Origin of the sequence: Stutzerimonas sp. Brlt_14, from assembly GCF_051948915.1 — a bacterium.
Taxonomy (GTDB): Bacteria; Pseudomonadota; Gammaproteobacteria; order Pseudomonadales; family Pseudomonadaceae; genus Stutzerimonas; species Stutzerimonas stutzeri.
The window spans coordinates 205,535-226,452 of record NZ_JAYJLM010000007.1 but is presented as its reverse complement, the minus strand read 5'-3'; the positions used below and the strand labels follow the sequence as shown (position 1 = coordinate 226,452).

Sequence of the window (20,918 nt, the reverse complement as noted above, 5' to 3'; positions counted from 1 at the left end):
CCGGCTCAGCGTGGCCGGCACAACCAGTGCAGATAGCGCCCGAGGTCGGCGAAGGTGGGATGGCGGCGGTAGGCCAGTTCCATCTCGATGAGGTCGGCCGGCTCGGTGCGGGCCTGGAAATCGGCGGGCATGTAGTCATGGAAAACGCGCACGCCACTGCTGGATTCGACCTGCCAGCGCGGCGCGAGTTGCGCGGCCAGTTCGCGTGGGTCCAGCGGTTGCTGCGGGGTCAGGCTCTGCCGTTCGCCGGCATAGGTCTGGCTGCGCAGCTTCTTGAAGTGGCCCTTGAGCAGGTTGCGATAGATCAGCGCATCGCGGTTGTAGAAGGCCAGCGACAGCCAGCCATCGGCCGCGGTCAGGCGGTGCAGCACCGGCAGGATCGCCTGGGGCTCGGCGAGCCACTCCAGCACGGCGTGGCAGATGACCAGGTCGAAGCGGCCGTCGACATGCGTTTCTACCTCCTGCCAGGGCGCCTGGATGAAGGTGGCCTGCTGACCGGCGTCGGCGAACTGCTGGCGGGCGCCTTGCAGCATCGGTTCGGCGGGCTCGGCGAGGGTGACCGCATGGCCCTGCTGCGCCAGCCAGAGGCTCATATGGCCGAGCCCGGCGCCGATGTCCAGCACCCGCAGCGGGCGCGGCGGCAGGATCTCGGCCAGGTCGGCCTGCAGCACGGCCAGGCGGATCGCGCCCTTGGCACCGCCGTAGATCTTCTCGGCGAAACGCGTCGCCAGCTCGTCGAAATGGCGGTCGCTCATCGGACGAAGCGCCGCTCGTTGTCGGCCAGCTTGTCCAGCAGCGCCTGTTCCATGTCGATCCCCAGCTCGCTGCACATCAGCAGCAGGTACATGAGGATGTCGCCGACCTCCTGGCCCGCGTGCTCGAGCTTGTCGGCCGATAGCTGGCGCGACTCGTCCTCGGTCTGCCACTGGAAGATTTCCACCAGCTCGGCCATTTCCACACTGGCGGCCATGGCGAGGTTCTTCGGGCTGTGAAAGCGCTGCCAGTCGTTGCGATCGCGGATCGCATGCAGGCGCTGGGTGATCTGTTCGATGTTCATCAGGGGAGGCGGGCTGTTCGAAAGACGACAAGCTTCCGCCAGTGCGTCGGCGCCCGCAAGAGGGCGTCAGCCGCGGCGGACCTTCAGCTCGCGCTCGATGGCGATCACGCCGGGGCGGTAGTCGCCCTGTTCGATGGCGCGAATGGCCTGCTCCAGCACCTGCTCGGCGATCTGTGCGTGCTGCTGGGAAATCGCGTTGACCCGGATCGGCAGGAAATCCAGCAACTGCGCATCACCGAAGGTGCCCAGCCGCAGCTGTTCGGGCCAGAGCAGGTCGCGCTCGTGCAGCGCGTCGAACACGCCTTCCAGCAACACATAGGCGGTGGTGATCAGCGCATCGGGCAGCGCGCCGCGGTCGAGCAGGGCGAGCATCTGCGCGCGGCCGCAGGCGCGGCTGAACTGCTCGGCACGCAGGATGCTGACCGGCCCGAGGTGCTGCGCCAGCGCCTGCTGGAAACCTTCCTCGCGCTGCTGGCTGATGCGCAGCGCCGGGCGCGCGCTGATCAGGGCGACATGCGCCTCGGGCGGCACGTCCAGCGAGCGGGTCAGCTGCGCGCCTGCTTCGCGGTCGTCGCTGACCACCGAACAGAAGTGCTCGGCATCCAGCGCACGGTCCAGTGCGATCACCGGCGTGCCGGTCGCCTGGACCTTGCGGTACCCGGCATCGTCCGCCGGCAGGCCGCTGGCGACGATCAATGCATCGCAGCGTCGCGAGCGCAGCACCTGGATGACCTGGCGCTCGGTGTCCGGCTCATCGTCGGTCCCGGCGATCAGCAACTGGTAGCCGCGCTGTCGCGCACGCTGCTCGAGCAGCTTGGCCAGGCGTGCATAGCTGGGGTTTTCCAGGTCCGGCACGATGAAACCGAGGGTCCGGGACTGCCCGCGGCGCAGACCGGCGGCCTGCTGGTCGAGCTGAAAACCCTGCTGCTCGGCGACCGCCAGCACGCGCTCGACCGTGGCCGGGCTGATCCGTCGCTGCGCGGCCTTGCCGTTGAGCACGTAGCTGGCGGTGGTTACCGAAACGTTGGCGAGGCGGGCGATGTCGGTCAGTTTCAACTGGGGGCCTAAGACGGGTGGTATGAACTCGGGCTTCTAGAATTACCCAATATTGCGTAATGTGCCAGCCTTGGCTGAAACGTTTCAGCAGCTTTCAGGTCTGAAGCGCCAGCCCAGGATTCGGGCAATGCCGGCGCACCGTCGGCCACAACAATCGCGAGCCCCGCAGGAGTTCTCCATGCTTGAGTTGAACGCGCAGCACATCCACATGCATCAGGTCGCGGCGGACAAACCGGCCGCGCTGGCCCTGCTCGGCGAGGTGCTGGTCGCCGACGGGCTGGTGGCGCCCGGTTACCTCGACGGCTTGCGCGCACGCGAAGCCCAGGGCTCGACCTTTCTCGGCCAGGGCATCGCGATCCCCCATGGCACCCCGGAAACCCGCGATCAGGTGTTCACCACGGGCGTGCGGCTGCTGCATTTTCCGGAGGGCGTCGACTGGGGCAACGGCCAGCAGGTCCACCTCGCCATCGGCATCGCCGCGCGTTCCGATGAGCATCTGCGTCTGCTGCAGCTGCTGACCCGCGCCCTCGGCGAGGGCGACCTCAGTGAGGCGCTGCAGAAGGCCGAAAGCCCCGAGGCGATCATCGCGCTGCTGCAGGGGGCGCCGCAGGAACTGGCGCTCGATGGCGAGCTGGTGGGGCTGGGCGTCGCCGCCGAGGACTTCGATGAGCTGGCCTGGCAGGGCGTCAAGCTGCTCAAGCGCGCCGAATGCGTGGTCGCTGGCTTCAATGCCGGGCTCGCGCTCGACCAGGCCTTGCCGCTGGGTGAGGGCCTCTGGTGGCTGAGCAGCGAGCAGTCGGTGCAGCGACCGGGGCTGGCGTTCGTCACACCCGCCGCGTCGCTGGATCATCACGGTCAGCCGCTCAACGGCCTGTTCGTGCTGGCCAGTCTCGGTGAAGCGCACCGGGCGATGCTCGAACGCCTGTGCAACCTGCTGATCGAGGGGCGCGGCGCAGAGCTGAGCCAGGCGACTTCCAGTCGCACAGTGCTCGAAGCCCTGGGCGGCGACGTGCCGGCGGACTGGCCGAGTGCCCGCGTGCCGCTGGCCAATGCCCATGGCCTGCACGCACGGCCCGCCAAGGTGCTGACCGAGGTCGCACAGGCCTTTGCCGGCGAGATCCGCGTGCGCCTGGCCGGCAGTCAGAGCGCGGGGGTGTCCGCCAAGAGCCTGAGCAAGCTGCTGGCGATGGGCTCGCATCGTGGGCAGGTGCTGGAGTTCATCGCCGAGCCCTCGATCGCCGATGATGCGCTGCCGGCATTGGTGCGCGCGGTGGAAGAAGGGCTGGGCGAGGAAATCGAGCCGCTGCCAACCGGCGGGGAACCGGCGGAGCAGCCAGCTGCCACCGTGCAACTGAATGACGCCGCCCAGGACGTGGCCGCCCTGCGGGCCGGCGAGCAGGTCATCGGCATCGCCGCCTCGCCCGGCATCGCCATCGGCCCGGTGCTGGTGCGCAAGCCGCAGGCGATCGACTATCCGCGGCGCGGCGAATCCCCTGCTGTCGAGCTGCAGCGGCTCGACGCAGCGCTGGACAAGGTGTTCGCCGAAATCGGCACGCTGATCGCGCAGAGCCAGGTCGCCAGCATCCGCGACATCTTCACCACCCACCAGGCCATGCTCAGGGATCCCGCCCTGCGCGAAGAGGTGCAGGTGCGCTTGCAGAAAGGCCTCAGCGCCGAGGCGGCCTGGATGGAGGAAATTGAAAGCGCGGCGCAGCAGCAGGAGGCGCTGCATGACCAGCTGCTCGCCGAGCGTGCGGCCGACCTGCGCGACGTGGGCCGCCGCGTGCTGGCCTGCCTGGCCGGTGTCGAAGCCGAGCAGGCCCCGGATGAGCCCTACATTCTGGTGATGGACGAGGTGGCGCCGTCGGACGTCGCCACCCTCAATGCCCAGCGCGTCGCCGGCATTCTCACCGCCGGCGGCGGCGCCACCTCGCACAGCGCCATCATTGCCCGGGCGCTGGGTATTCCGGCCATCGTCGGCGCGGGGGCCGGTGTGCTCGGCCTGGCGCCCAACACCCTGCTGCTGCTCGATGGCGAGCGCGGCGAGCTGCTGGTGGCGCCGAGCGATACGCAGCTCGAACAGGCCCGGGGCGAGCGCGCCGCGCGGGAGGAACGCAAGCGCCTGGCCCATGAGCGACGTCTGGAGCCGGCGATCACCCGTGACGGCCATCCGGTGGAGATCGCTGCCAACATCGGCGCCGCCGGCGAGACGCCCGAGGCGGTGGCGCTCGGTGCCGAGGGCATCGGCCTGCTGCGCACCGAGCTGGTGTTCATGAACCACGCTCAGGCGCCGGATCAGGCGACCCAGGAAGCCGAATACCGCCGTGTACTGGAAGCCCTCGAAGGCCGGCCCCTGGTGGTGCGCACGCTCGATGTCGGCGGCGACAAGCCGCTGCCGTACTGGCCGATGCCGCCCGAGGAGAACCCCTTCCTCGGCGTGCGCGGCATTCGCCTGAGCCTGCAGCGCCCGGACATCCTCGAAACCCAGCTGCGTGCCTTGCTCGCCTCCGCCGACGGCCGGCCGCTGCGGATCATGTTTCCCATGGTCGGCAATATCGAGGAATGGCGCACCGCCAAGGCGCTGGTCGATCGCCTGCGCGTCGAATTGCCGGTGGCCGACCTGCAGGTGGGCATCATGATCGAGATCCCGTCCGCCGCGCTGATCGCGCCGGTGCTGGCGCAGGAAGTCGATTTTTTCAGCATCGGTACCAACGATCTGACCCAGTACACGCTGGCAATCGACCGCGGCCACCCGACGCTGTCCGGCCAGGCCGATGGGCTGCACCCGGCCGTGTTGCGCCTGATCGGCATGACGGTGGATGCCGCCCATGCGCAGGGCAAATGGGTGGGCGTCTGCGGCGAGCTGGCCGCCGATGCGCTGGCGATACCGATGCTGGTGGGGCTGGGCGTTGATGAGTTGAGCGTGTCGGCGCGCAGCATCGCGCTGGTCAAGGCGCGGGTGCGCGAGCTGGACTTCGCCGCCTGCCAGAGGCTGGCTCAGCAGGCCCTGATGTTGCCCGGCGCCCATGAAGTGCGCGCCTTCGTCGGGGAGCATTGCTGATGGCGCGCGTACTGACCGTCACCGTCAATCCCGCGCTGGATCTCACCGTGCAGCTGCCCGCGCTGCGTCTGGGCGAAGTCAATCGCAGCGACAACCTGCAGGCGCACGCTGCGGGCAAGGGGCTCAACGTCGCCCAGGTCCTGGCCGATCTCGGCCATCAGCTGACCGTGACCGGCTTTCTCGGCGAAGCCAATGCGCAGCCTTTCGAGCAGCTGTTCAGTGCGCGGGGCTTTGCCGACGAATTCGTCCGCGTGGCGGGCGAGACCCGCAGCAACATCAAGCTGGCCGAGGCGGATGGGCGGATCACCGATATCAATGGCCCGGGGCTGGAGGTCGGTGCCGCCCAGCGCGACGAGCTGCTCGCCCGCCTCGAGCGCCTGGTGCCGGGCCATGAGCTGGTCGTGGTGGCCGGCAGCCTGCCGCGCGGCGTCGAGCTGCCGTGGTTCGTCGAGCTGCTGCAGCGGCTCGCGCGGCTCGGTGCGCGTGTCGCGCTGGACACCAGTGGCGCGGCGCTGCGCGAAGGGCTGGCCCTGTCACCCTGGCTGATCAAGCCCAACGAAGAGGAACTGGCCCAGGCCCGCGGCCTCGATCCGGCCGACGCGCAGGCCCTGGCCGACGAGGCGCGCCGCCTGAATGCCCGCATCGAACATGTCGTGATGTCCCAGGGCGCCGCAGGGGTCAGCTGGTTTTCGCCGGCTGCCGCCTGGCATGCCCAGCCGCCGAAGGTGCGGGTGGTCAGCACCGTGGGCGCCGGGGATTCGCTGCTGGCCGGCATGCTCCACGGCTTGCTGGCGGGTTGGCCGGCCGAGCGAACCCTGGCGCATGCCACGGCGATTGCCGCTCAGGCCGTCGGCCAAATCGGCTTCGGCATCACTGATCGGGCGCAACTGGCCGAGCTTGAAGCGGCCGTGCGGTTGCAGCCGCTCAGCCAATAATTACAAGAGGTGAAGGAATGAATCTGCTCATCATCACGGCCTGCCCCAACGGAATGGTCACCAGCGTGCTGACCTCGCGCCTGCTCGAAGCCGCGGCTCATCGCCTGGGCTGGTCGACCGCCGTGGAAGTCCACGATCCCAAGGCCATCGGCTCGCCGCTCACGGCCGAACAGATCGCCGAGGCCGACCTGGTTGTGGTGGTCAAGACCGGGCCTCTGCCGCTTGCGCGTTTCGTCGGCAAGCGTGTCGTGCAGTCGACCCCGTCCGAGGCCCTGCTCGACCCGGAAGGCTTCCTGCGCAGCGCCGCCGATACCGCGACCGAATTGCCGCCGGTTGACGGAGCCGACGCCGCGCCGTCCGCCGGCAAACCCAAGCTGGTGGCCATCACCGCATGCCCGACCGGCGTGGCGCACACCTTCATGGCCGCCGAGGCGCTGCAGCAGGCCGCCGCGCGCAAGGGCTACGACCTGCAGGTGGAGACGCGTGGCTCGGTGGGCGCGCGCAACGTGCTGGACCCCCAGGCCATCGAGGCGGCCGACGCGGTGCTGCTGGCGACCGATATCGAGGTGGATGTCACCCGTTTCGCCGGCAAGCGCGTGTTCCGCTGCGGCACCGGTGTCGCACTGAAGCAACCGGAGGCGACGCTGGATCGTGCGCTGCAGGAAGCGGCCGTGCTCGGCGGTGGCGTCACGGCAGGCGCCGCGACAGGGGAACAGAAAGCGGAGAAGACCGGCGTCTACAAGCACCTGCTCACCGGGGTGTCCTACATGCTGCCGATGGTGGTGGCCGGCGGTCTTTTGATCGCACTGTCGTTCGTGTTCGGCATCGAGGCGTTCAAGGAGGAGGGCACCCTGGCCGCCGCGCTGATGAAGATCGGCGGCGAAACCGCTTTCCAGCTGATGGTGCCGCTGCTGGCCGGCTACATCGCCTATTCCATCGCCGACCGCCCGGGCCTGGCGCCCGGCATGATCGGCGGCTTGCTGGCCGGCACGCTCGGCGCGGGCTTCATTGGCGGCATCATCGCCGGTTTCGTCGCCGGCTATGCGGCCAAGGCGGTGAGTCGCTGGATTCCACTGCCGGCCAGCATCGAATCGCTCAAGCCGATCCTGATCATTCCGCTGCTGGCCAGCCTGGTGACGGGCCTGGTGATGATCTACGTCGTCGGCACGCCGGTGGCGAAGCTGCTCGCCGGGCTCACCGAGTTCCTCGACACCATCGGCACCTCCAACGCCATCCTGCTCGGGCTGCTGCTGGGCACCATGATGTGCGTCGATCTCGGCGGGCCGGTGAACAAGGCGGCCTATGCCTTCTCCGTCGGGCTGCTCGCCTCGCAAAGCTACGCGCCGATGGCCGCGACCATGGCCGCCGGCATGGTGCCGCCGATCGGCATGGGCATCGCCACGCTGATCGCACGGCGCAAGTTCGCCCAGACCGAGCGCGAAGCGGGCAAGGCCGCGCTGGTGCTGGGTTGCTGCTTCATCTCCGAGGGCGCGATTCCCTTCGCTGCCAAGGACCCGCTGCGGGTGATTCCCGCCAGCATCGCCGGCGGTGCGCTGACCGGCGCGCTGTCCATGGCGTTCGGTGCCAAGCTGCTGGCGCCCCATGGCGGCCTCTTCGTGCTGCTGATCCCCAACGCGATCAACCATGCATTGCTCTACCTGGTCGCGATCCTGGCCGGGAGCCTGCTGACCGGGGTGGTCTATGCGCTGATCAAGCGGCCCGAGACTCAGCCGCTTGCGGTCGGTGCTGCCGCCTGACCGGCAGGCCAAAAGGGCTGAACTAAAGCGCTCCGCGCCGTATCCACTACAAGCTGGCGAAGACTTTGTGTCAGAAGGTTTCGCCAGCTTTTTGCTTTGCATCGATCTGGCTGGAGACTGCGATGAGTATCGACTACGGGCCGCGGCCCCTGCGTATCACCCTGACCGCCCTGGTGATTCTGGTGCTGGGTGCGCTCATGACCATCGGCGGCGGTTACCTCGCGACGTTGGGCGGTTCCTGGTACTACCTGGCCGCCGGTGTCGGTTTGCTGGTGGTGGCCGGCCTGCTGCTCGCCCGGCGGCGCGCGGCGATCTGGCTGTACGCGGCGTTGCTGCTGGGCACGCTGGCCTGGACGTTCTACGAAGTGCGCTTCGACTGGTGGCAGCTGGCGCCGCGGATCGATCTCTGGTGCATCCTCGGGCTCTGGCTGATCCTGCCCTTCGTCAATCGCCATGTCAGCGATCGGCTGATCTGGCGCGACGGTGCTAGCGGTCTGCTCGGGATCGGCCTGCTGGCCGGTGCGCTGATGGCAGGCTATTCGCTGACGCAGGACTACCACTCGATCACCGGTGAGTTCAGCGACGCGCAGATGCAGGGTCTGGCCCCGGAAGGTCAGGCCGGACGCCGGGCCAGCGAGTGGACGGCCTATGGCGGCTCCGACCGGGGCGACCGCTACGCACCGGCGGACCTGATCACGCCGGCCAATGTCGGCAAGCTGAAGAAGGCCTGGGAGTTCCACACCGGCGATCTGCCGGGCGAGGGCGACCCCGGCGAGATCACCTACCAGGTCACGCCGCTGAAGGTTGGCGACAACCTGTTCATCTGCACCCCGCACAGCATCGCCATCGCGGTGGATGCCGACACCGGCGAGGAGCGCTGGCGCTTCGATCCGAGCATCAATCGCGATGCCGAGTACTACCAGCACATGACCTGCCGCGGTCTGGCCTACCACGACGCCACGGCCTACAGCCAGGCGCCGGCCTCTGCGGCCGAGCCGGCTGCGCGTTGCGAGCGCCGATTGTTCCTGCCGACCAATGACGGCACGCTGATCGCCCTGGACGTTGCCGACGGCAAGCCCTGCGAGGACTTCGGTGATGCCGGCACGGTGGACCTCAAGGCCGGGCTGGGCGAGGGCGCGCTGGGCGTCTACCTGCCGACTTCGCCGCCCGTGGTGACCGAGAAGCTGGTCATCGTCGGTGGCTCGATCACCGACAACGGTGCGGTGGATTCCCCCGGCGGGGTGATCCGCGCCTATGACGTGCGCAGCGGCGAGCTGGTATGGAATTTCGACCCGGGCAATCCGGACGCCACCGAGCCCCTGGCCCCCGGCGAAACCTACGTGCGCAGCACGCCGAACTCCTGGACGATCGCCACCGCCGACGAGTCGCTGGGGCTGGTCTACATCCCCACCGGCAACCAGACGCCGGACCAGTGGGCGCAACCGCGCACGCCGGAATCCGAGCGCTTCACCGACACCCTGGTGGCGCTGGACCTAGCGAGCGGCCAGGTGCGCTGGGAATTCCAGACGGTGCACCACGATCTCTGGGATCGCGACCTGCCCTCGCAGCCCACGCTGGTGGATATCGACGGGCCGCAGGGCAAGGTCCCGGCCATCATCCAGCCGACCAAGCGCGGCGACCTGTACATCCTCGACCGGCGTACTGGCGAGCCCATCGTGCCGGTCGACGAGATGCCCGTGCCGCAAGGCACCGACTACGGCGAGTTCACCGCGCCCACGCAGCCCTATTCGGCCGTAAGCTACGCGCCGGACGAGCCACTGCGCGAGCGCGACATGTGGGGTGGCACGCCGCTGGACCAGATGATGTGCCGCATCCAGTTCCGCCAGCTGCGCTACGAGGGCGATTTCACGCCGCCGTCGGAGCAGGGCTCGCTGATCTACCCGGGCAACGTGGGAACCTTCAACTGGCCGTCCGTGGCCGTCGATCCGAGCCGCCAGCTGCTGTTCGGCGCACCGAACTACCTGGCCTTCGTCTCGACCATGGTCAAGCGCAGCGACGTCGACCCGAACGAGCGCTCCGGTGGCGGCGAGACCGGTCTGCAGCCGAACCTCGGCGCGCCGTACATGGTGCGGCTGGAGCCCTTCCTGTCGGTGCTCGGCCTGCCTTGCCAGACGCCACCCTGGGGTTACGTCACCGCGCTGGACCTGCGCAGCATGAAGAAGGTCTGGATGCACAAGAACGGCACCAGCCGCGACAGCGCGCCCTTGGGCATCCCTCTGCCGGTGGGTACGCCAGCGCTGGGTGGGCCGATCGTCACTGCCGGTGGTGTGGCCTTCATGAGCGGCACCCTGGATTACTACCTGCGCGCCTATGATCTGCAAAACGGCAAGGAGCTGTGGAAAGGCCGCCTGCCCGCCGGTGGCCAGGCGACGCCTATGACCTATGTGTCCGAGAAGACCGGCAAGCAGTACGTGGTGCAGATGGCCGGCGGGCATGGCTCGTTCGGCACCAAGCTGGGTGATTCCTTGATCGCCTGGACACTTGAGGAGTAGGTGATAGGGGGTAAGGGGTAGTTACGGCGCTAGGCATGGCCGCCAGCCCCTCACCCTAGCCCTCTCCCCAGAGGAGAGAGGGGACTGGACCGAGTTGGGTTGCCGGTCCGGTGTAGGGTGGAATGCATGATGTGCCTGCCATCTAAGGATGGTTCGGTGGCTTCACTCAGGCCACCGTTCCCCGTTGGGGAGGAAGGGGCGAGGCCGGGCTTCGACCCATACCGGCATAACTCGCTCGGTACCAAACTGGGTGATTCATTGATCGCCTGGACGCTTGAGGAGTAGCTGATAGGGCTGTGGGTTTTAGTTGCGGCGCTAGGCATGGCGGCCAGCCCCTCACCCTAGCCCTCTCCCCGGAGGGGCGAGGGGACTGCACCGAGTTGGGTTGCCGGTCCGGTGTAGGGTGGAATGCATGATGTGCCCGCCAAGTACGGATGATTCGGTGGCTTCATTCAGGCCCCCTCTCCCCGCTGGGGAGAGGGTTGGGGTGAGGGGCGCGGGCTTCGATCCTGCGCAACAGCTCCGTCAGAAAGTCGTCCAGATTCTGCAATACGTCCAGATTACTGAAACGCAGCACCTCCAGCCCCTGGCGCTCCAGATGCGCTGCAGCTGATCCCGCGCAAGCCCGGCGGCGTCATGGTGTTGCCCGCCATCGAGCTCGATCACCAGCCGCAGCTCGGCGCAATAGAAGTCCAGCACATAGGGCGGCCACGGGGGCTGCCGCCGGAACTTGAATCCCGCTAAGCCGCGATTGTACAGCTGCCGCCACAGCAGGCGCTCGCAATCGGTGAGCTGGCTGCGAAGCGATCGGGCGAAGTGACGGTGTTCGGGCGATGGGCGTTCGGCAGGCGTCGCACATCCTTGTGTCGGTATAGGCCTCTCGCATCCGTGCGAGAACTCGCTTGATCAGCGCGAGGCGATCGGTTGCCTCAATGATGCTCGCGCGTCGCCCGGAACTTCACCTCCGGCCAGCGCTCTTCCATCAGGCTGAGGTTGACGCGGGTCGGGGCCAGGTAGGTGAGGTGGCCGCCGCCGTCCACCGCAAGGTTCTCGTAGGCCTTGTCCTTGAATTCCTTGAGCTTCTTCTCGTCGCTGCACTCGATCCAGCGCGCCGACCAGACATTGATTGCCTCGTAGGCGCACTCGACCTTGTATTCCTCCTTCAGGCGGCTGGCGACCACGTCGAACTGCAGCACGCCCACCGCGCCGAGGATGATGTCGTTGTTGCGCTCGGGGAAGAACACCTGGGTGGCGCCTTCCTCGGCCAGCTCCTGCAGGCCCTGGCGCAGTTGCTTGGATTTGAGCGGATCCTTCAGGCGCACGCGGCGGAACAGTTCCGGGGCGAAGTGCGGGATGCCGGTGAAGCCCAGCACTTCGCCTTCGGTGAAGGTGTCGCCGATCTGGATGGTGCCATGGTTGTGCAGGCCGATGATGTCGCCGGCCCAGGCTTCCTCCAGCATCTCCCGCTCGCTGGAGAAGAAGGTCAGCGCGTCGGCGATCTTCAGGTCCTTCTTGATGCGCACGTGGCGCATCTTCATGCCTTTCTCGTACTTGCCCGAGCAGATGCGCATGAAGGCGATGCGGTCGCGGTGCTTGGGGTCCATGTTCGCCTGGATCTTGAACACGAAGCCTGTGAATTTCTCCTCGACCGGCTCCACGGTGCGCTCGTTGGCGACGCGCGCCAGCGGCTTCGGTGCCCAGTCGACGACGGCGTCCAGCACATGGTCAACGCCGAAGTTGCCGAGCGCGGTGCCGAAGAAGACCGGGGTCATCTCGCCGCGCAGGAAGGCGTCCTTGTCGAATTCGTGGCAGGCGCCCTGGACCAGTTCCAGCTGCTCGACGAAATCGTCGTACATGTCGCCCAGGTGCGCGCGGGCCTCGTCGGAATCGAGCTTGTCGATGACCCGTGTCTCGATGCGTTCGTGGCCATGGCCGGGCACGAAGACAATGATGCGGTCCTCGGCCAGGTGGTACACGCCCTTGAAGTCGCGGTAGCAACCGATCGGCCAGGTGATCGGCGCGGCCTTGATCTTCAGCACCGCCTCGATCTCGTCGAGCAGTTCGATGGGGTCGCGGATATCGCGGTCGAGCTTGTTGATAAAGCTCACGATTGGCGTATCCCGCAGGCGGCAGACGTCCATCAGGGCGATGGTGCGCGGCTCGACGCCTTTACCGCCATCGAGCACCATCAGTGCCGAGTCCACCGCGGTCAGGGTGCGGTAGGTGTCTTCGGAGAAGTCCTCGTGGCCGGGGGTGTCGAGCAGGTTGATCATGTGCTCGCGGTAGGGGAACTGCATCACCGAGGTGGTGATGGAGATGCCGCGCTGCTTTTCCATCTCCATCCAGTCGGAGGTGGCGTGGCGGTCGGACTTGCGCGATTTCACCGTGCCGGCGACGGCGATCGCCTTGCCCATCAGCAGCAGTTTTTCGGTGATGGTGGTCTTGCCCGCATCGGGGTGCGAGATGATGGCGAAGGTACGGCGCTTCGCGACTTCGGCGGCCTGAGTGGTCATCGGAATTAAGGAACCCGTCGACGAGTAGTCGGTCTGTCAAAAAAGGCGGCGATTATAGCGGCAAATGGATTTCCCTGCGGCCCGCACGGCAGCGGAAATCGGCCGTTTTGTGCAGTTTCCATGACGCTTTGTTTTGAATCGACAACAACTCGAAACGGATGCGCAATCGGGACGTTTTTTTGATTGATCTATGCCCCCCTTGGTCCTAAAGTTCGCGCCCGAACGTCCATGCTGGCAACGATCCATCCGGCTCAAGTACTGACGACGAGAGATCCACGTGATACTCGGCGACATGCCTTGGGAAGTAGGCGAACCAAAGTGGGGAAACTGATCAGGCGTTCTTGTCAGGGCTGACGCCCTTCACCCCTCATCCGACTTTTGTTTCCCGTTTTTGGAGTCCCACGCATGACGGTCAAGATCGAAGACTATTTCCCGCGCGCCACCTTCCAGAAGATGAAGGCCTTCGCCGACCAGCACGAAACCCCGTTCGTGGTGATCGACACCGAAACCATCAGCAAGGCCTACGACGACCTGCGCGCCGGTTTCGAATTCGCTAAGGTGTACTACGCCGTCAAGGCCAACCCAGCGGTGGAAATCATCGACCTGCTGCGTGACAAGGGCTCGAGCTTCGATATCGCCTCGATCTACGAGCTGGACAAGGTCATGTCCCGCGGCGTCGGTCCGGAGCGCATCAGCTACGGCAACACCATCAAGAAATCCCGGGACATCCGCTACTTCTTCGAGAAGGGCGTGCGCATGTTCGCCACCGACTCCGAAGCCGACCTGCGCAACATCGCCAAGGCCGCGCCGGGCGCGAAGGTCTATGTACGCATCCTTACCGAAGGATCGACCACGGCCGACTGGCCGCTGTCGCGCAAGTTCGGCTGCCAGACCGACATGGCCATGGATCTGCTGATTCTTGCCCGCCAGCTGGGCCTGGAACCGTACGGCATTTCCTTCCACGTCGGCTCGCAGCAGCGCGACATCTCCGTCTGGGACGCCGCCATCGCCAAGGTCAAGGTGATCTTCGAGCGCCTGAAGGAAGAAGACGGCATCGAGCTGAAGATGATCAACATGGGTGGCGGCTTCCCGGCCAACTACATCACCCGCACCAACAGCCTGGAAACCTACGCCGAGGAGATCATCCGCTTCCTCAAGGAAGACTTCGGCGACGACCTGCCGGAAATCATCCTCGAGCCGGGCCGCTCGCTGATCGCCAATGCCGGCATTCTGGTGAGCGAAGTGGTGCTGGTGGCACGCAAGTCGCGCACCGCCGTGGAGCGCTGGGTGTACGTCGATGTGGGCAAGTTCAGCGGTCTGATCGAAACCATGGACGAGTCCATCAAGTTCCCGATCTACACCGAGAAGAAGGGTGAGGTGGAGGAAGTGGTGATCGCCGGTCCGACCTGCGACAGCGCGGACATCATGTACGAGAACTACAAGTACGGCCTGCCGCTGAATCTGGCCATCGGTGACCGCCTGTACTGGCTGTCCACCGGTGCCTACACCACCAGCTACAGCGCCGTCGAATTCAACGGCTTCCCGCCGCTGAAGGCCTACTACATCTAAGCCTTAGTCGCTGCACGAACGCCCCGCCCTGCGGGGCGTTTTCGTTTCCGCCTTTCGCTCACCGCGCCCCGGCGCGTAGCTCGTCGCGTCGTCGCGCGTAGGCCTCGATGATATCGGCGATCGGTGGCAGCTCGGCCACCTGCAGGCTGGCCAGCGCGGTCTCGATAAACCTGAGATGGCCGAGCCGCAAGGCGCGCTCCAGCCAGCCGCGGGCCTGCTCCCATTGGCCCTGTGCCAGCAGTACGGCAGCGTGGCTGAACTGCCCGCGGAAGTCGCCGGCTTCGGCCGAGCGTGCATACCAGGCGTGTGCCGCGGTGACATCCCGGGCCACGCCGCAGCCGTCTTCGAGGCAGCGGCCGGTGAGGTTCATCGACTTGGCATGACCAAGCTCGGCAGCCTGACGATAGAGCCGGTAGGCGGTCGTGTGGTCCTTCACCACGCCACGTCCGGTGGCCAGCAGGTTGGCGAGGTTGTACATGCCCCAGTCCAGCCCCAGATCGGCGGCGCGGCGGTAGTAGTCGGCGGCGCGCTTCGTATCGGCTGTGCAACCCCAGCCGTGTTCGTGGCAGCGCCCGGCCATGTTGCAGGCCATGGCATGTCCGCGCTCGGCGGCGATGTCGAACCAGGTCAGGGCCAGCGTCGGATCGGCCTGGATGCCGTAACCTTCCAGCAGGATCTGACCGAGCAGTGCCTGGGCCTCGATTTCCCCGTTCGCCGCAGCCGCCAGTACCAATCGCGCGGCACGCTGCGGCTGTTCGGCGAGATCGCCCAGCTGGGTGGTGTCGAGTGTTTCCTCACGGCGCAGAAGATGCTGCATCAGACCTCGACCCAGCGCCGCAGCAGGTTGTGATAAGTGCCCGTCAGCTGCACCAGGGACGGGTGGTCTGGCACATCGGCAGTCAGCTGCTGAATGGCCTGATCCATCTCGTAAAGCAGCGTGCGCTGAGCGTCCTCGCGCACCAGGCTCTGAATCCAGAAGAACGAGGCCAGCCGTGCGCCGCGGGTTACCGGCTCGACCTTGTGCAGACTGGTGCTGGGGTAGAGCACCATGTCGCCGGCAGCGAATTTGACCCGCTGGGTGCCGTAGGTGTCCTGGATGACCAGGTCCCCGCCGTCGTACTCGTCGGGGTCGCTGAAGAACAGCGTGGCGGACAGGTCGGTGCGCACGCGCTCGGCGCTGTTGCGCACCTGCCGCACCGCGTTATCGATGTGATAGCCGAACTCGCCGCCGGCCGTATAGCAGTTGAACAGGGGTGGGAAGACCTTGCTCGGCAGCGCGGCGGACATGAACTGCGGATGTTGCCAGAGACGCTGCAGCATGGCTTCGGCGATCTCGCGGGCGAGCGGGTCGTCTTCGGCCAGCTGCAGGTTGTGTTTCGCCTTGGCCGACTGGTAGCCGGCCGTTACCCGACCGTCCTGCCAGGCAGCCTGTTCCAGCGCGACGCGGATACGGGCGGTTTCTTCGCGGGAAAACACATTGGCAATGCGTAGCAGCATGGGACACCGGCAGAAGGAAAAGGTTGAACGATATTAGTTTGCATTTAGATGTTTCAGAGTGCGACAGAATGTATCAGAATGCCATCCGCTAATAATAGCAATTCGCAGTTGCATTAACTCCTGAGGATCTGCATTCCATGTCGCGTCAGTCTCTCGAACTGGCCCAGCCACCCCGCGTGTTGGCTTCGGCTATCGGTGTTGCCCTAACCGCTTTCTCCGCCCCCTCCATTGCCCAGTCCGTGCCGGACACCACTGCCGCCCGCGGCGATGCGCCGGTCGCGCTCGACGAATTGACCGTGATCGGCGAGCAGGAGCAAAGCTACAAAGCCGATACCTCCGCTTCGAAGAAGTACACCGCGCCGCTGCGCGAGACCCCAAAATCGGTCACCGTGATCACCGATCAGGTGATCCGCGACACCGGCTCGCTCACGCTGGTCGACGCGTTGCGTACCACCTCCGGCATTACCTTCGGTGCGGGTGAGGGCGGCAACCCGGCGGGTGACCGGCCGATCATTCGCGGCTTCAACGCCGAGAGCGACACCTTTATCGATGGCCTGCGTGATGTCGGCTCGCAAACCCGCGAGATCTTCAACGTCGAGCGCATCGAGGTGAGCAAGGGGCCGGGGTCGGCCTACACTGGCGCGGGCTCCACGGGTGGCAGCCTCAATCTGATCAGCAAGACCGCCAAGCAGCGCGACTTCGGCGACGCCAGCGTCACCCTCGGCTCGGACCAGACGCGCCGCTACACGCTGGACGTCAACCGCGTGCTCGGCGACAACGTCGCCGGGCGCTTGAACCTGATGAAGCACGAAGCCAACGTCGCCGGGCGCGATGGCGTTGACGTCAGCCGCTGGGGCGTGGCGCCGACCATCACCTTCGGCTTCGATACGCCGACCCGCGCGACGCTGTCGTACTACCACCTGGAAACCGACGACATCCCGGATTACGGCATTCCGCTGACGGTGGCGACGCCGAGCAATCCGCGCCGCGAGCCCGCCAAGGTCGATCGGGACAACTTCTATGGCCTGGAAGGTCGCGATTTCCGCGAGAGCACCACGGATGCCGGCACGATCCGTTTGGAGCACGACCTGAACGAGAACCTGACCGTCTCCAACACCACACGTATCGCCCGCACCACCCTGGACTACATCGTCACCAACCCGGATGATTCGCGTGGCAACGTGGCCAATGGCCTGGTTTCGCGCTCTGCCAAGAGCCGCAACTCCAACACCCAGAGCTGGGTCAACCAGACCGACCTGACCGCACGGTTCGATACCGGCAGCATCGAGCACACCCTGGTAACGGGCGTCGAGATCAGCGATGTGGGGGTGCACAACCGACCCTACATAGTGACTCCGGGTACCAGCGGCAACACCTGTACGCCGGCGCACCTGGCGTCCGGTGACTGCACCAGCCTGTACAACCCGAGCCCCAAGGATGCCTGGACCGGCAGCATTGCGCGCAGCACCGCGACGACCGATACCGACACCGAAACGCTGGCGGCCTATGTATTCGATACGCTGAAGTTCAACGAGCAATGGTCGCTGAACATGGGCCTGCGCTACGACGACTACGAAACTGAGCAGAAGGCCGTCTCCACCGCCGGAGTGGTGACGCGGCCGGAGAACAAGAGCCACTTCTGGAACTACCAGTTAGGCCTGGTCTTCAATCCGCTGCCCAACGGCAGCCTCTACGCGGCCTGGTCGACCTCCAGCAACCCGTCCGGCGAGACCGGTGGAGAGGGTGCCGATGCGCTCAGCGTCAACAACGCGATTCTCGATCCCGAGCGCAACCGTAACTACGAGATCGGCACCAAGTGGGACTTCCTCGATGAGCGTCTCGGCCTGACCGCCGCGCTGTTCCGCACCGAGAAGACCAACGCGCGGGTGACCAACGCCAGCGGTTTCCAGGAAAGCATCGGTGAAACCCGGGTCGATGGCCTGGAACTGGGCGCCACTGGTCAACTCACCCGCAACTGGCAGGTGTTCGCCAGCTACACCTACCTGGACGCCGAACTGGTCAAGTCCGGTGCCGCCAATATCGGCACGCGGACCAACCCGATCTACGTCGAGGGCCTGTATGACGGCAATGAGGTGCCCAGCACGCCGAAGCACAGCTTCAGCTTCTGGAACACCTACAACCTCACCCAGGACCTGACCATCGGTGGCGGCGCCACCTATGTCGACTCCCGCTTCGGCGATGCGGCCAATAACATCGAGGTGCCTGAGTACTGGCGCTACGACGCCATGGCGGCCTATCGCGTGAACAAGAACCTGGACTTGCAGCTGAACGTGCAGAACCTGACCGACAAGCGCTACTTCGATCAGGTCTACGGCAGCCACTATGCTCATGTCGCAGCCGGTCGGACCGCATTGCTGAGCACCAATTTCCACTTCTGATCCGCAGGCGTGAAAGAACAAAGGCCGCTCTTCGAAGCGGCCTTTGTCGTTATCAGGCGTCAGTACAGGTCGCGGCGATAGCGTCCCTGTTCGCTCAACTGCTCCAGTCGCGTCTGGCCGAGCAGCCCCAGCAGTATCTGCTGCACCTCCTGGCCCATGCCCTCGAGGCTGCCACAGACATAGATCGCCGCGCCCTGTGCGACCCAGTGGCGCAGGTCGTCTGCCGCATCCCGCAGGACGTGCTGCACGTAGCGCTTCTCAGGCTGGTCGCGAGAGAACGCCAGGTCCAGCCGCTGCAGATGGCCGCTTTCACGCCACTGTGCCAATTCTTCGTGGAAGAGAAAGTCATGTGCCGCGTTGCGCTCGCCGAACAGCAGCCAGTTGCGCGAGCCCGGATGGGCGGCACGTTCGCGCAGGTGCGCACGCAGTCCGGCAATGCCCGTGCCGTTGCCGATCAGGATGAGTGGTGTGGCGGCGTCCGGGCCGTGGAATGCGGGATTGCTGCGGATGCGCAGATCGATCTCTTCGCCAATGGCCGCGTAGCGGCATAACCAGCCGGAACCGAGTCCGGGAGTGCCATCGGCCTGGAAGGCTTCGCGTACCACCAGCTGCACGGCGCCGTCCGCCGGTATTGAGGCGATGGAATATTCGCGGTGTGGCAACGGCGGCAAGGCCAGCAGTGCCTCGGCGTCGAGGCCGTGCAGGTCGCCCGTGGCGGGCAGATGCCTTCTGGACAGTTGTGCGGCCAGGCTTTGGCCGTCGAACAATTCATGAGGGTCGAGGCCCACATCGTGCAACAAGGCTTCGATGCGTGCGAGCGCGTGGCGCGGGCCTACCTCGACGATATCGCCTGCGCACCATGATGTCTGTTCGCTCGGCGGTGCAAGAGTCAGCAGTTGTACCGGCGCACCGGAACTGCCAGGGTTGAGGCAGTGCCGGCCGGTCAGGCGCCAGATTTGATAGGGTGCCGGCAGCCAGTCGCTGAAATTGCTGTCGCCGCTCAGGTGGGCCAGCTGATGTTGCCAGTGACGCAGCACGCCAGGATCGCCGCGATCGGCTTCCAGCCGGTCGAACAACGGCAAGCCCCCCAGCTGGCGCAGACGCTCGTCGAGACGGCGGCCGAAGGCACAGAAATCCCGGTACTGGCGATCACCGAAGGCCAGTACGGCATATTCCAGCGATTGCGCATGAATGCCATCGGCGGCGAGCCGCTGCTCGAAGCGGGCCGCATTGTCCGGTGCCTCGCCTTCGCCGTAGGTGCTGACGACGAACAGGATGCGCGGGGCCGCCCAGTGGTTCGGGTCCAGCGCATTGAGCGGCAGCAGCAGCGTCTGCTGGCCCGCGTCGCGCAGCTGCGCTGCGCTGCGTTCGGCGAAGTCCTGTGCCTGACCGCCCTGGCTGGCATAGGCGATCACCAGCTGTGCCGGGCCATCGACGGCCGCGCGCGGGCGCAACCGTCCATGCCAGCAGCGTAGCGAAAGCGCGAGATAGAGCGCGATCACCACTGCCGCGCTGACCTCCCGCGCCGGTTGCCACCAGAGCAGGCAGGACGCGACGGCGATACAGCTGTACAGCGGCCAGGCGCGCAGAAGCGCTAAGAGGGATGAGTGCAACGGAAGGCTCATCGACGAGGGGGAAAAGGCTGGCCCGAGCCGTTACGACGGCTCGGACCTGGTCGGCGCGTCAGGGCGCCAGCACTTCCAGGGTTGCGCTGTAGCTGGCGCGGCGCTCGGTGGCCGGCTTGCTGACGCCCTTGTCGGTGGTCAGCTCGGCTTCCATCCAGTACATGCCCGCTTCTGGCCAGGTAATGCTCACCTTGCCGTCCTTGTCGGTTTTCGCCTTTATCTCACCGAGCTCGTCGCGATAGCGGTTGCCTCCCGGAATCACGCTGATCTCGACATCGGCGGCCGGCTTGCCGTCGAGCAGGAAGACGAAGTCTGCCGCTTCGCCGGCGAACAGGTCGTTGGGGTGGGTGACGGGCTTGAGCTCCAGGCCCTGGCCGGTCGGTGCGAGCACTTCGGTGGATGGCGCGCCGGAGGTGACGAACACTTCCATGCGGTTGCTGGTCTGGCTGACCTTGAGCCCTTCGGCCTTCGCCGGGACTTCCTTGGTGAAGCTTTCCGCGGTGCCCATCCAGCGGCGCGGCTGACCGTTTTCCTTCCAGCTGGCGAACAGGCCATTATTGGCCACGGCCAGCTTGTAGGTGCCTTTCTGGCTCAGCTGTACATCGAAGGTGCTGCGGTAGCGGCCGATGCTGCCGTTCTGCGCGGAGACGTTCGAGCCATCCGGCGCGATGATCTGCAGTTCGGGAACCGGCCGGCGCATGCCCGGCGGGCCGCCTGCCGGCGCCTGGGCTGCCTCGCCGATGCCCTTGAGGCGCATCGGTACGTGTTCGAAGTAGAACAGATCGTTGGAAACGGCAGCGTCTACGGTGATCCACGGCTCTTCGCCGGAGAGTACGGTGGCCGAGGGCAGCATCCAGGCGCGGTGGGCCTGGGCCGACAACGGCAGGCAGACGGCGAGCGCCAGGGTGGTCCATTTGATGACGGGTTTCATGGCGT

14 protein-coding genes and 1 pseudogene are annotated in these 20,918 nt (G+C 66.1%); 6 read left to right on the top strand and 9 right to left on the bottom strand.

What is annotated here, in order from left to right:
• Nucleotides 1-5: 5 nt before the first annotated feature.
• The 3 genes from VF716_RS18170 to cra form a co-directional block, all read right to left on the bottom strand.
• Nucleotides 6-755: a methyltransferase domain-containing protein gene (locus tag VF716_RS18170; RefSeq protein WP_440552831.1), complete on the bottom strand. Its 750-nt coding sequence runs from the start codon at nucleotides 753-755 to the stop codon at nucleotides 6-8.
• A complete protein-coding gene (locus VF716_RS18165) occupies nucleotides 752-1,057 on the bottom strand; it encodes a nucleotide pyrophosphohydrolase (RefSeq protein ID WP_013981886.1) in 306 nt (101 codons plus the stop codon). Before VF716_RS18165 ends, VF716_RS18170 begins: the two co-directional genes overlap by 4 nt.
• 66 nt (nucleotides 1,058-1,123) lie before the next feature.
• Nucleotides 1,124-2,113 carry a catabolite repressor/activator gene (gene cra, locus VF716_RS18160; RefSeq protein WP_125459596.1) on the bottom strand — a complete coding sequence of 330 codons (990 nt, stop codon included), beginning with the start codon at nucleotides 2,111-2,113 and terminating at the stop codon, nucleotides 1,124-1,126.
• A 178-nt stretch (nucleotides 2,114-2,291) separates the two neighbouring features.
• On the opposite strand from cra, the gene ptsP reads away from it, so the two are divergent.
• The 4 genes from ptsP to VF716_RS18140 all read left to right on the top strand — a co-directional run bounded on the left by ptsP (nucleotide 2,292) and on the right by VF716_RS18140 (nucleotide 10,379).
• Complete coding sequence (gene ptsP / locus VF716_RS18155; RefSeq protein WP_440552830.1) at nucleotides 2,292-5,174, top strand: phosphoenolpyruvate--protein phosphotransferase; 2,883 nt, start codon at nucleotides 2,292-2,294, stop codon at nucleotides 5,172-5,174.
• Nucleotides 5,174-6,109 carry a 1-phosphofructokinase gene (pfkB, locus tag VF716_RS18150; RefSeq protein WP_279645406.1) on the top strand — a complete coding sequence of 312 codons (936 nt, stop codon included), beginning with the start codon at nucleotides 5,174-5,176 and terminating at the stop codon, nucleotides 6,107-6,109. Before ptsP ends, pfkB begins: the two co-directional genes overlap by 1 nt.
• Before the next feature lie 17 nt (nucleotides 6,110-6,126).
• Nucleotides 6,127-7,866, top strand: coding sequence for a PTS fructose-like transporter subunit IIB (locus VF716_RS18145; RefSeq protein WP_279645407.1), 1,740 nt, complete (start codon nucleotides 6,127-6,129; stop codon nucleotides 7,864-7,866).
• Nucleotides 7,867-7,988: 122 nt separating this feature from the next.
• Nucleotides 7,989-10,379 carry a membrane-bound PQQ-dependent dehydrogenase, glucose/quinate/shikimate family gene (locus VF716_RS18140; RefSeq protein WP_279645408.1) on the top strand — a complete coding sequence of 797 codons (2,391 nt, stop codon included), beginning with the start codon at nucleotides 7,989-7,991 and terminating at the stop codon, nucleotides 10,377-10,379.
• A 448-nt stretch (nucleotides 10,380-10,827) separates the two neighbouring features.
• Here the strand turns inward: VF716_RS18140 and VF716_RS18135 are convergent.
• Together VF716_RS18135 and VF716_RS18130 are read right to left on the bottom strand one after the other, a co-directional pair.
• A pseudogene (locus tag VF716_RS18135) lies at nucleotides 10,828-11,252 on the bottom strand (endonuclease domain-containing protein).
• A gap of 56 nt (nucleotides 11,253-11,308) precedes the next feature.
• The gene (locus tag VF716_RS18130; protein ID WP_013981893.1) at nucleotides 11,309-12,892 is read right to left on the bottom strand and encodes a peptide chain release factor 3; all 1,584 of its coding nucleotides are present in this window, start codon (nucleotides 12,890-12,892) and stop codon (nucleotides 11,309-11,311) included.
• A gap of 405 nt (nucleotides 12,893-13,297) precedes the next feature.
• Between VF716_RS18130 and VF716_RS18125 the strand changes: the two genes are divergently transcribed.
• Entirely contained in the window at nucleotides 13,298-14,461 is a 1,164-nt protein-coding gene (locus VF716_RS18125; RefSeq protein WP_011912182.1) for a type III PLP-dependent enzyme, read from the top strand.
• A gap of 58 nt (nucleotides 14,462-14,519) precedes the next feature.
• Here VF716_RS18125 and VF716_RS18120 read toward each other — a convergent pair whose 3' ends face one another.
• Together VF716_RS18120 and VF716_RS18115 are read right to left on the bottom strand one after the other, a co-directional pair.
• The gene (locus VF716_RS18120; protein ID WP_095460652.1) at nucleotides 14,520-15,278 is read right to left on the bottom strand and encodes a tetratricopeptide repeat protein; all 759 of its coding nucleotides are present in this window, start codon (nucleotides 15,276-15,278) and stop codon (nucleotides 14,520-14,522) included.
• Entirely contained in the window at nucleotides 15,278-15,958 is a 681-nt protein-coding gene (locus VF716_RS18115; RefSeq protein ID WP_011912183.1) for a Fe2+-dependent dioxygenase, read from the bottom strand. Before VF716_RS18115 ends, VF716_RS18120 begins: the two co-directional genes overlap by 1 nt.
• 137 nt (nucleotides 15,959-16,095) lie before the next feature.
• On the opposite strand from VF716_RS18115, the gene VF716_RS18110 reads away from it, so the two are divergent.
• Entirely contained in the window at nucleotides 16,096-18,357 is a 2,262-nt protein-coding gene (locus VF716_RS18110; RefSeq protein WP_068506374.1) for a TonB-dependent receptor, read from the top strand.
• Nucleotides 18,358-18,416: 59 nt separating this feature from the next.
• Here the strand turns inward: VF716_RS18110 and VF716_RS18105 are convergent, their stop codons facing one another.
• Together VF716_RS18105 and VF716_RS18100 are read right to left on the bottom strand one after the other, a co-directional pair.
• Nucleotides 18,417-19,970 (bottom strand): sulfite reductase subunit alpha, encoded by a 1,554-nt coding sequence (locus tag VF716_RS18105; protein WP_041755394.1) that lies wholly within the window; start codon nucleotides 19,968-19,970, stop codon nucleotides 18,417-18,419.
• Nucleotides 19,971-20,040: 70 nt separating this feature from the next.
• Nucleotides 20,041-20,913, bottom strand: a complete 873-nt coding sequence (locus VF716_RS18100) for a DUF4198 domain-containing protein (protein WP_049325324.1) — start codon at nucleotides 20,911-20,913, stop codon at nucleotides 20,041-20,043.
• Nucleotides 20,914-20,918: the final 5 nt, after the last annotated feature.

Excerpts from the sequence above, each read along its gene's own strand:
- VF716_RS18110 (WP_068506374.1), top strand. The coding sequence starts at position 16,096 with ATGTCGCGTCAGTCTCTCGAACTGGCCCAGCCACCCCGCGTGTTGGCT.
- VF716_RS18165 (WP_013981886.1), bottom strand. The coding sequence starts at position 1,057 with ATGAACATCGAACAGATCACCCAGCGCCTGCATGCGATCCGCGATCGC.
- VF716_RS18140 (WP_279645408.1), top strand. The coding sequence starts at position 7,989 with ATGAGTATCGACTACGGGCCGCGGCCCCTGCGTATCACCCTGACCGCC.
- ptsP (WP_440552830.1), top strand. The coding sequence starts at position 2,292 with ATGCTTGAGTTGAACGCGCAGCACATCCACATGCATCAGGTCGCGGCG.
- pfkB (WP_279645406.1), top strand. The coding sequence starts at position 5,174 with ATGGCGCGCGTACTGACCGTCACCGTCAATCCCGCGCTGGATCTCACC.
- VF716_RS18170 (WP_440552831.1), bottom strand. The coding sequence starts at position 755 with ATGAGCGACCGCCATTTCGACGAGCTGGCGACGCGTTTCGCCGAGAAG.
- VF716_RS18115 (WP_011912183.1), bottom strand. The coding sequence starts at position 15,958 with ATGCTGCTACGCATTGCCAATGTGTTTTCCCGCGAAGAAACCGCCCGT.
- VF716_RS18125 (WP_011912182.1), top strand. The coding sequence starts at position 13,298 with ATGACGGTCAAGATCGAAGACTATTTCCCGCGCGCCACCTTCCAGAAG.
- VF716_RS18130 (WP_013981893.1), bottom strand. The coding sequence starts at position 12,892 with ATGACCACTCAGGCCGCCGAAGTCGCGAAGCGCCGTACCTTCGCCATC.
- VF716_RS18145 (WP_279645407.1), top strand. The coding sequence starts at position 6,127 with ATGAATCTGCTCATCATCACGGCCTGCCCCAACGGAATGGTCACCAGC.
- VF716_RS18120 (WP_095460652.1), bottom strand. The coding sequence starts at position 15,278 with ATGCAGCATCTTCTGCGCCGTGAGGAAACACTCGACACCACCCAGCTG.
- VF716_RS18100 (WP_049325324.1), bottom strand. The coding sequence starts at position 20,913 with ATGAAACCCGTCATCAAATGGACCACCCTGGCGCTCGCCGTCTGCCTG.